Origin of the sequence: Rhodovibrio sodomensis (genome assembly GCF_016583645.1) — a bacterium.
In the GTDB taxonomy this organism is placed as follows: Bacteria; Pseudomonadota; Alphaproteobacteria; order Kiloniellales; family Rhodovibrionaceae; genus Rhodovibrio; species Rhodovibrio sodomensis.
In genome coordinates this window covers 1-2,526 of sequence record NZ_NRRL01000225.1, presented here as the reverse complement: position 1 = coordinate 2,526, position 2,526 = coordinate 1, and the positions used below count along the sequence as shown (strand labels likewise).

Here is a 2,526-nt window from a genome sequence, read left to right as displayed (position 1 = left end):
TGGACGAAGGTGTCGAACAGCACGTTGGCGCCCTCGAAGCCCATCACCGGGGAATAGCGCGCCGGGAAGTCCTGCACGTGCACCGGCGCGGAGATCACCGCGCAGCCGATGCCGAACTTCTTGGCGATGTGGCGCTCCATCTGCGTGCCCAGCACCAGTTCGGGCTGCAGCTCGGCGATCTTGGCCTCGACCTCCAGGTAGTCGTCGGTGACCAGCGCCTCGAGCCCATAGGCCTGCGCCGCCTCGCGCACCTCCCGGCCGAACTCGCGGGAGTAGGTGCCCAGCCCCACCACCTCGAAGCCCATCTCCTCCCGGGCGACGCGCGCGGCGGCGAGCGCGTGCGTGCCGTCGGCGAACACGAACACCCGCTTGCCGGTCAGGTAGTTGCTGTCGACCGAGCGCGACCACCAGGGCAGCCGCGTGGGCATCGCGTCCAGGACCGGCTGGGGATCGACCCCGCAGAGCTCCGCGACCTCCTGGACGAACTCCCGGGTCGCGTTGACGCCGTAGGGGATCGTCTGGGTCTGCGGCATCTTCCATTCGCGCGTCAGCCAGCGCGCGAGGTTGCCCGCGACCTCGGGGTAGAGCGGGATGTTGACGTCGGCCTGCGGGATCCGCTGCAGGTCGTGCGGGCTCGCGCCCATCGGCGCGGCGACGTTGACGTCGATCCCCAGCCGGTCCAGCAGCCGGGTGATCTCGGCGACGTCGTCGCGGTGCCGGAAGCCCAGCGCCGTCGCGCCCAGGATGTTCGCCCGCGGGCGTTCGCCCGCCGGGCTGCCGGCCGGCGTCGCGCCGTCGTTGCGCCCGATCAGGCCGCGGACCAGCTGGTAGAAGGTCTCCGCCGCGCCCCAGTTCTCCTTGCGCTGGTAGGCCGGCAGCTCCAGCGGCACCACCGGGATCGGCAGGTCGAGGGCGCTCATCAGCCCGCCCGGATCGTCCTGGATCAATTCGGCGGTGCACGACGAGCCGACCAGCATCGCCTGCGGCCGGAACCGCTCGTAGGCGTCCTTGGCCGCCTTGGAGAACAATTCCGCCGTGTCCGAGCCCAGGTCGCGCGCCTTGAAGGTGGTGTAGGTCACCGGCGGCCGGTGGTCGCGGCGCTCGATCATGGTGAACAGGAGGTCGGCGTAGGTGTCGCCCTGCGGGCTGTGCAGCACGTAGTGCACGCCGGTCATGCCGGTGGCGACGCGCATCGCCCCCACGTGCGGCGGCCCCTCGTAGGTCCAGACGGTCAGCTGCATGGCCGCTACACCTTCAGCCGCGTCTTGCGGTCGAACGGGCGGGCGAACAGTTCGGCCAGGTCCTTGGCCTGCTCGTAGCCCTGGATCGGGGTGAACAGCAGCTCGATCGACCACTTGGTGGTGATCCCCTGCGCCTCCAGCGGGTTCGCCAGCCCCAGCCCGCAGACCACCATGTCGGGGCCGTCCGCGTAGCAGCGGTCGAGCTGCTTCTCCACGTCCTGCCCCTCGCTCAAGCGCGGGCCGCCGTTGTCGCCCGCGCGCAGCCAGGCGACCTCGCGCGCCATGTGCTGGCCGTGCAGGTACGGCGTGCCGACCTCGACCGGGACCATGCCGCACTCGCGCGCCAGGAAGCGCGCCAGCGGCAGCTCCAGCTGGCTGTCCGGGAAGAAGAAGATCCGCTGGCCCGCCAGCTGGTCGCGGTAGTGCGCCACCGCCGTCCGGGCGCGCTTGCGCGCGGGCGCGACCGCGGTCTCGAAGGTGTCGGCGTCGACGCCCCAGTGGTCGGCGGCCGCCTGCAGCCAGGCGGTGGTGCCCTCCGCGCCCAGCGGGAACGGCGCGTCCAGGCGGGTGGCGCCGCGGTCCTCCAGCGCCTTGGCGGTCTCGCCCAAAAACGGCTGGGCCAAGAGGTACTTGGTGTTGGGCCCGACCGGCGGGCGGTCCTCGGCGCTGCGCGGCGGCAGGAAGCGCACGGGCGCGACGCCGAGGGCGTCCAGGGTGCGCTTGAGCTGGTCCTCGACGATGTCCGCCAGGCAGCCGACCACCAGCAGTTCGTCCTGCTGGGTCCCGGCCAGCTCCTGGGCCGGCAGGTCGGGGACCATCGCCGCCAGGCAGTTGTCCTCGCCCTGGGTGAAGGTCGTCTCGATGCCGCTGCCCGAATAGTTCAGGATCCGCACGTCCGGCGCGTACTGCTTGCTCAAGCGCTCCGCCGCCTTGGACAGGTCGAGCTTGATCACCTCCGACGGGCAGGAGCCGACCAGGAACAGCATCTTGACGTCCGGCCGGCGCGCCAGGACCTGGCCGACCACCCGGTCCAGCTCCTCGTTGGCGTCCTTCATCCCGGCCAGATCGCCCTCCTCCATCACCGCCGTGGCGAACCGCGGCTCGGCGAAGATCATCACCCCGGCCGCCGACTGGATCAGGTGCGCGCAGGTCCGCGAGCCCACGATCAGAAAGAACGCGTCCTGGATCTTGCGGTGCAGCCAGATGATCCCGGTCAGCCCGCAAAATACCTCGTGCTGACCCCGCTGCTTGATCACCCGGCTGTCGTTGCAGCCGCTCGCGGGGA

At 71.1% G+C, this 2,526-nt stretch carries 2 protein-coding genes; both read right to left on the bottom strand.

The annotated features are described in order from the left end of the window. Positions 1-1,241, bottom strand: a 1,241-nt coding sequence (gene bchB, locus CKO28_RS27225; protein WP_200344610.1) for a ferredoxin:protochlorophyllide reductase (ATP-dependent) subunit B, incomplete at its 3' end; no start/stop codon positions are given. Positions 1,242-1,246: 5 nt separating this feature from the next. Continuing rightward, a partial coding sequence (locus CKO28_RS27220; protein ID WP_207168957.1) for a ferredoxin:protochlorophyllide reductase (ATP-dependent) subunit N occupies positions 1,247-2,526 on the bottom strand: 1,280 nt, incomplete at its 5' end.